General features: G+C 70.5%; 8 protein-coding genes. 3 read left to right on the top strand and 5 right to left on the bottom strand.

Features of this window, described 5'->3' with window-relative positions; all coding sequences use genetic code 11:
* Positions 1-381: 381 nt before the first annotated feature.
* Genes GJ634_RS13190 through GJ634_RS13180 form a run of 3 tightly spaced genes read right to left on the bottom strand, consistent with a single transcriptional unit; the run spans position 382 to position 2226 of the window.
* The gene (locus GJ634_RS13190; RefSeq protein ID WP_157503342.1) at positions 382-657 is read right to left on the bottom strand and encodes a hypothetical protein; all 276 of its coding nucleotides are present in this window, start codon (positions 655-657) and stop codon (positions 382-384) included.
* Between the two features lie 45 nt (positions 658-702).
* Positions 703-996 (bottom strand): hypothetical protein, encoded by a 294-nt coding sequence (locus tag GJ634_RS13185; protein WP_157503341.1) that lies wholly within the window; start codon positions 994-996, stop codon positions 703-705.
* A gap of 42 nt (positions 997-1038) precedes the next feature.
* Entirely contained in the window at positions 1039-2226 is a 1188-nt protein-coding gene (locus GJ634_RS13180) for a PQQ-binding-like beta-propeller repeat protein (protein ID WP_157503340.1), read from the bottom strand.
* A gap of 127 nt (positions 2227-2353) precedes the next feature.
* Here GJ634_RS13180 and uvrB point away from each other — a divergent pair, with 127 nt between their 5' ends.
* The 3 genes from uvrB to GJ634_RS13165 all read left to right on the top strand — a co-directional run bounded on the left by uvrB (position 2354) and on the right by GJ634_RS13165 (position 6144).
* A complete protein-coding gene (gene uvrB, locus GJ634_RS13175; protein WP_157503339.1) occupies positions 2354-4417 on the top strand; it encodes an excinuclease ABC subunit UvrB in 2064 nt (687 codons plus the stop codon).
* A gap of 202 nt (positions 4418-4619) precedes the next feature.
* A complete protein-coding gene (locus tag GJ634_RS13170; protein WP_331714178.1) occupies positions 4620-5708 on the top strand; it encodes a sulfite exporter TauE/SafE family protein in 1089 nt (362 codons plus the stop codon).
* Between the two features lies 1 nt (position 5709).
* Positions 5710-6144: a universal stress protein gene (locus tag GJ634_RS13165; RefSeq protein WP_157503337.1), complete on the top strand. Its 435-nt coding sequence runs from the start codon at positions 5710-5712 to the stop codon at positions 6142-6144.
* Here GJ634_RS13165 and GJ634_RS13160 read toward each other — a convergent pair whose 3' ends face one another.
* Together GJ634_RS13160 and GJ634_RS13155 are read right to left on the bottom strand one after the other, a co-directional pair.
* Positions 6145-6315 carry a hypothetical protein gene (locus tag GJ634_RS13160; RefSeq protein ID WP_157503335.1) on the bottom strand — a complete coding sequence of 57 codons (171 nt, stop codon included), beginning with the start codon at positions 6313-6315 and terminating at the stop codon, positions 6145-6147.
* A 58-nt stretch (positions 6316-6373) separates the two neighbouring features.
* Positions 6374-7013: helix-hairpin-helix domain-containing protein (locus tag GJ634_RS13155; protein ID WP_231737043.1), on the bottom strand; the 640-nt coding region annotated here is incomplete at its 5' end.

Genomic DNA, 7013 nt, shown 5'->3' with positions numbered 1-7013 from the left:
TTCCTGCCGCTCGCTTCGCTCGCGTTAGTCAGTCGTCGGCCCGAGCGCTCACTGCGCTCGCGCTCGGTGAACCGGCGACCTTCCGGGGCCTCCGGCCCGCTCGGTCGCCGGTCGCTTGACAACTGAATAACTCAATAGCTGAGGAGCATCGGCGAGCGAGTGGTTCGGAGAACCCGAGCGAGCCGTTCGCCGCGAGCCGTAGGCTCGCGGGCCGACGACCGAACGGAGTGAAGCGAAGTGAGGGAGGAGTGCTTTTTCACCAAATTTTCCGAGTGAGGGGCGCTACGCGTCCCTCACGTGGTTCGAGAGACGCCTGAGCCGTCTCTCGTCATCTGGAAAGAGCGCACAGCGCTCTTTCCGTGACAGCGTAAAAAGTGGTCTTCAGACGCCGTCGACGGTCTCGCGGTAGGCCTCGACGCTGGCTTTGGCGTCGGCGATGCTCTCGCGGGCGTCGTCGTCGTTGACCGCGTCGGCGAGGTCGTCGAGGGTGTGCGTGATGCGCGCGAGGCGGCCGTGGTCGGGGCCGTCGTCGGCGGTCGCGAGCTCGGCGAGGGCGTCGGACTGGTCGTAGAGGCGCTGTTCGTGGTCGGCGTCCGCGGCGGCGACGGCGGCCGCTCGGAGGTGGTCGCTCGCCGCGCGCAGGTCTTCGCGTACCATGCGCGAGTCATCGGCGCGGACCGGGAAATAGGTGGGCGGTCGCGGCTACCGCCGGTCGCTCCCTTCGCCGACCGCGTCTTCGACGCTGACGACGTGGTCGAGCGCGCTGGCGACGCGGTCGCGGGCGTCCTCGCCGACGCGCTGGTGGTGTTCGCGGAGCGTCTGCCGGTGGCCGGAGAGCCGGCGCTCGTCGGGGGCGTCGTCGCGAGTGGAGAGCGCTTCGAGGGACTCGGCTTCCGCGTACAGCTGGTCCGCGACGTCGTCGTCCTCGACGAGTTCTTCGGCGTCGCGCAGGCACTCGACGGCCGAGCGGAGTTCGTCGCCGGTGTCCTCGCTCATGGGCGCAGATTCGTCCCGTCGCGGCGAAAGCGTTGGGGCCGACTACCGGAGTTCGAGGACGCCGCCCTCGGTGCCGACGTACAGGGCGTCTCGGGCGGCGACGAGGACGACGGCGCCGTCGGACTCGCGGTACGTCCACCGCCGTTCGCCCGCCTCGGCGTCGAGCGCGTACACGTTCCCGTCGCCGTGCGTGCTCCCGCTCTCTGCGACGTAGACGGTGCCGTCGGCGACGACCGGCGGGCAGAACCAGCCGGGGCGCCGGAACGACCAGCGCTCCTCGGCGGTGTCGGCGTCGAGCGCGTGTAGCGTCGACGCGTCCGGGACGTTGTAGCCGTTCTCGCCGTCGCCGTAGTGCAGCGAGACGACGTACGCGCGCTCGCCGTCGCTGGCCACGCTGCCCGCGCTGTTCCCGAGTTCGACGTACTCCTCGCGGGTGCCGGCCGGCGCGACCACGTTCAGGCCGCACGTCTCCGATAGGTAGCAGGTGGTCTCTCCCGCGAGGACGTGGTCGCCGGCGACGACCGGTCTCGTCGGCCCGAACACGTCGTGGGCGGTCCAGGCGCGCGTCGGTGCGTCCGCGAGCACGCCGCGGAGTGCGCCCCGCGGCTCGTACGCGGTGAGGTTCGACGCGCCCGCGAGCAGGCGGTCGCCGTCGAACGCGGGGTACGCTCCCGCGTCGGCGCTCACGCTCCACCGGCGGCGGCCGCTGTCGAGCGCGTACGCGTCGAGGCGGTCTCCGACGCCGACGTACGCCGTTCGCTCGTCGACGAGCACGCCGTACACCCGGCGGTCGGCGTCGCGGCGCCACTGTACCGCGCCGTTCGACGCCGCGAACGCGGTAATCGTCGCGCGTCCGACCGCGAGGACCACGTCGGGGCCGACCGCCACGCGGAACCCGCTGGCGGCCCGGTCCCAGCTCGCGTCCGCGTCCCCGTGCTCGAACGCGTAGACGGCGTGGTCGGTGCCGGCGTACACGGAGCCGACGCCGACCGCCAGCGCGTTCACCGTCCCCGCGACGTCGTACGTCCGGACGCGCTCCGGATTCGCGGTCGGCGGCGCCGCGTGGGGGTTGTGGGCCGTGTTCCCGCGGTCGTAGCGCGGTTGCAGCCACGTCCCATCCGGGGCGTCCAGCGGTGCGGGGGACCACGCGCCGTAGCGCGCCGTGACGCCAGCGAGGACGCCCGCGGCGCCGAGGCCGGCGGTTCTCAACACGTCGCGTCTGGAGGGCATCGTCGGCGGTTCGGCCGGCGACGCCAAGTGTCTGGTGTCGGCGTTCGGCCGCGACGACTGCGATTTGCTCGCGCGGTCCCTGCGCTCGGGCGCGCTGCTGAAGTGCCTCCACGCCTACTGTCGGATAATGAGCGACGCCAGCGGTCCACTCCAGCCGGACCGACCCGAGGCCGAGAAGCCGTTCCGCGTGGACGCGCCGTTCGACCCCGCGGGCGACCAGCCGAAGGCCATCGAGCAACTGGTCGAGGGGTACGAGGACGGCGCGGAGAAGCAGACCCTGCTCGGGGTGACCGGCTCCGGGAAGACCAACACCGTCTCGTGGGTGGTCGAGGAGCTCCAGCAGCCGACGCTGGTCATCGCGCACAACAAGACGCTCGCCGCCCAGCTCTACGAGGAGCTGCGGAACCTCTTCCCGGACAACGCCGTGGAGTACTTCGTCTCCTACTACGACTACTACCAGCCGGAGGCGTACGTCGAGCAGACGGACAAGTACATCGAGAAGGACGCCTCCATCAACGACGAGATCGACCGGCTGCGGCACTCCGCGACGCGCTCGCTGCTCACGCGGGACGACGTCATCGTGGTCGCCTCCGTTTCGGCCATCTACGGGCTGGGCGACCCGCGGAACTACGAGGAGATGAGCCTCCGCCTCGAGACCGGCCAGGAGATCGAGCGCGACGAGCTGCTGAGCCGGCTCGTGGACCTGAACTACGAGCGCAACGACGTGGACTTCACGCAGGGGACGTTCCGCGTCCGCGGGGACACCGTGGAGGTGTTCCCGATGTACGGCCGCTACCCCGTGCGCGTGGAGTTCTGGGGCGACGAGGTCGACCGGATGGCGAAACTAGACCCGCTCGAGGGCACCGTCGAGAGCGAGGAGCCGGCGGTCCTCTTCCACCCGGCGGAGCACTACTCGGTGCCCGAGGACGAGATGGAGGACGCCATCGAGGAGATTCGCGCGGACATGCACGAGCGCGTGCGGCACTTCGAGCGCGACGGCGACATGGTCGCCGCCCAGCGCATCGAGGAGCGCACCACCTTCGACCTCGAGATGATGGCCGAGGCGGGCTACTGTTCGGGCATCGAGAACTACTCGGTGTACCTCTCCGACCGCGAGCCCGGGGACGCCCCCTACACCCTCCTCGATTACTTCCCCGACGACTTCCTGACGGTCATCGACGAGTCCCACCGCACCGTCCCCCAGATCAAGGGCCAGTACGCGGGCGACAAGTCCCGGAAAGACAGCCTCGTGGAGAACGGCTTCCGGCTGCCGACGGCGTACGACAACCGCCCGCTGACCTTCGAGGAGTTCGAGGAGAAGACCGACCGGACGCTGTACGTCTCCGCGACGCCGGGCGACTACGAGCGCGAGCACTCCGAGCAGGTCGTCGAGCAGATCGTGCGCCCGACGCACCTCGTCGACCCCGAGATTTCGGTGGCGGACGCCACCGGGCAGGTGGAGGACCTGATGGACCGCATCGACGAGCGCGTGGCGAACGACGAGCGCGTGCTCGTGACGACGCTCACGAAGCGCATGGCCGAGGACCTCACGGAGTACCTCGAGGAGTCCGGGGTCGCCGTCGAGTACATGCACGACGAGACGGACACGCTCGAGCGCCACGAGCTCGTGCGCGGGCTCCGCCTCGGCGAGTTCGACGTGCTCGTCGGCATCAACCTCCTCCGGGAGGGGCTGGACATCCCCGAGGTGTCGCTGGTCGCCATCCTCGACGCCGACCAGGAGGGGTTCCTGCGCTCGGAGACCAGCCTCGTGCAGACGATGGGGCGAGCCGCCCGCAACGTCAACGGCGAGGTGGTGCTGTACGCCGACGAGCGAACCGACGCGATGCGGGACGCCATCGAGGAGACCCAGCGCCGCCGCCGCATCCAGCGCGAGTACAACGAGGAGCACGGCACGACGCCGACGACCATCGACAAGGAGGTCAGCGAGATGAACCTCCCCGGCGCGGAGACCGACACCTCGGACGTCGCGGGCGACGGCCCGAGCGACGAGCAGGAGGCCGCCGTCCTCGTCGAGGATCTCGAGGAGCGCATGGAGGCGGCCGCGAACAACCTCGAGTTCGAGCTCGCGGCGGACATCCGCGACCGCATCCGCGAACTCCGCGAGGAGTACGACTTAGACGGCGGCGACGACGCCGAGGAGGGCGTCGCGCCCGAGCCCGGCGAGTGGTAGGCCGCGACGCCACGCGCTTGTCGTCTGCGAACTATCCACAGACGCGCGTCTGACGCCCGTTCACCCCGGAACTTCTCTCGTGGAAGTCAACGCTTTTCAGTCGGCGGCCGGTTAAGCCGGGCAATCATGTACTCCGCAGACGCGCTCGGTCGCTCGTCGCCCGGTCACCCGATTCAGCCGCCGAAACGAGGTGCGAGCTGACGTGGCCGACGCCGGCGGCTCCTCGACTGCGCGCGCGACCAAGACGTTCCTCAAGTACCAGCACGTCTTCGTCTTCTTCGCGCCCGTCCTGTTCGTCTCGTTCGTCTACTTCGGACCGATGGCCCCCAGCGACCCCGCGCCGGGCTACTGGACGAACTACTGGTGGCTGTTCCCCGCGTTCCTCGCCGGCGCGACCATCGTGAACACCGTCGGCATCAGCGGGTCGGCCATCTTCGTGCCGTTCCTCATCTTCGTCTACCCGCTGTTCGCCGCGCCGCTGGAGGCGGAGACGCTCGTGAAAATCGGGCTCATCAGCGAGTCCTTCGGCCTCTCCAGCTCCTCGGTCGCGTTCGTCCAGTACGGGCTCGTCGACCGGAAGCTCGCGCTGTCGCTGGTGCTCGGCGGCCTGCCGTTCGTCGTCGCCGGCGCGCTGCTCTCGTTTTTCATCCCGGAGCCGGTCTTCCACGGCCTGCTCGGCGTCGCGCTGCTGGCGGCGTCCTACCTCCTGTTCAGGGCCGACCTCGGCCACGGCGACGACGCGGACCACGGCGAGGAGAGCTCGACGACCGCCGCGGACGGCGGCGCGCTCCCGAACGACGCCGACAAGCTCGGGCCGGCGGGCGTCCGCACCGACGACGAGGGCGCCGTGACGCGCGTCGACCGCGACGGCGAGACCTACGAGTACGACCGCTCGGGCTACCTCCGGCGGTTCGGGAACTACAGCGTCGGCGGCACCTTCCAGGGGCTGGCCGGCTTCGGCATCGGCGAACTCGGCATCATCTCGATGCTGTCCACGAAGATTCCGGTGCGGATCGCCATCGGCACGAACCACATCGTCGTCGCCACGACCGCCATCATCGCGTCCGTCGTCCACATCTTCGGCGGCGGCCTCGTCGGCGGCCACTCGATGAACCTCGCGACGACCCCGTGGAACATGGTCGTCTGGACGGCGCCGGCGGCGGCGCTCGGCGGCCAGATCGCGCCGTACGTCTCCGCCGCGCTGGACACGGACACCATCAAGAAGGGCGTCGGCGCCCTGTTCGCGGTCATCGCGACGGCGCTGTTCCTAATGGCCGTCGGGGGGTTCTGAGATGTACGACGACGTCCTCCTCCCGACCGACGGCAGCGACGGCACCGCGGCGGCGGCCGAGCACGCCGCGGCTCTCGCGCGGGCCTACGACGCGACCGTCCACGTGCTCGCGGTCGCCGACGAGCGCAACCGCTTCGAGACGCCGAGCGCGGGGCTCGCCGCCGACGCGTGGGCGGAAGGCGAGCGCGAGCGCGCGGAGCGCGCCGCCGAGGAGACCGTCGCCGCCCTCCCCGAGGACGTGGCCGTCGAGCGCGCCGTCGTCGAGGGAATCCCCCACGACGCCATCGTCGACTACGTGGAGGACGCGGCCGTCGACGTGGTGGTCATGGGGACGCACGGTCGCACCGGGCTCGACCACTACCTCGTCGGGAGCGTCGCGGAGAAAGTCGTGCGGACGTCGCCCGCACCGGTGATGACCGTCCGCATCGAGTCGTAGCTACCGCTCGTACACCCGCGCCTGCTGTTCGACGTACCGGCTCGGCCACTCCCGCACGTGGCGCCGGAGTCGCGCGACGACGGCCCGGAGCGGCCCCGTCGGGACCGTCTCGTCGCTGGCGCGGTCGTTCTCGTCGTCGATGCGCCCTCGACGTCCACCGTCGTAGCTCATTACAGGCGGACATACTCCTCCCGTGCCAATAAATGTCATGGACGTTCGCGATGGTTCGCTACAAACGGTTCGCGATGGTCTCGGCGGTCGCCTCGCCGACGCCCTCCACGTCCCGGAGGTCTTCGACCGACGCCTCGCGGACGCCCTCGACGCTGCCGAACCGCCGCAGCAGGCGCTTGCGGAGCTCCGGGCCGACGCCGTCCACGCCGTCGAGCGCCGTCCCCACGTCGTCGCGGAGCGTCTGGTGGTACGCGACCGCGAACCGGTGGGCCTCGTCGCGCACGCGCTGGAGGACGTGCAACTGCGGCGCGTCGTCGTCCCAGTCGTACGTCCGGTCGGCGGTCACCACGAGCTCCTCGTCTTTCGCCAGCGCGACCACGGGCACGTCCCAGCCGGCGTCCGCGAGCGCTTCGCGCGCCGCGTCCAGCTGGCCCTCGCCGCCGTCGATGAGCAACAGGTCGGGGTCCGGGCGGTCGTCCCTGCCTTCGACGGCGCGGTCGGCGCGCCACTTGACCAGCCGGTACATGTTCGCGTAGTCGTCGTTCTCCTCGGAGAGCTTCTTCCGGCGGTAGTCGGGTTTCTCCGCGCTGCCGTCCACGAAACAGACGTCGCTGCCGACGACGGACTTTCCCTGCGCGTGGCTCACGTCGAACCCCTCGATGCGGGTCGGCCGGTCGACGCCGAGCGCGTCCGCGAGC

The sequence above is a fragment of the Halobacterium sp. CBA1126 genome (assembly GCF_009741975.1).
Taxonomy (GTDB): Archaea; Halobacteriota; Halobacteria; order Halobacteriales; family Halobacteriaceae; genus Halobacterium.
This window is presented reverse-complemented; position numbering and strand designations above follow the sequence as displayed.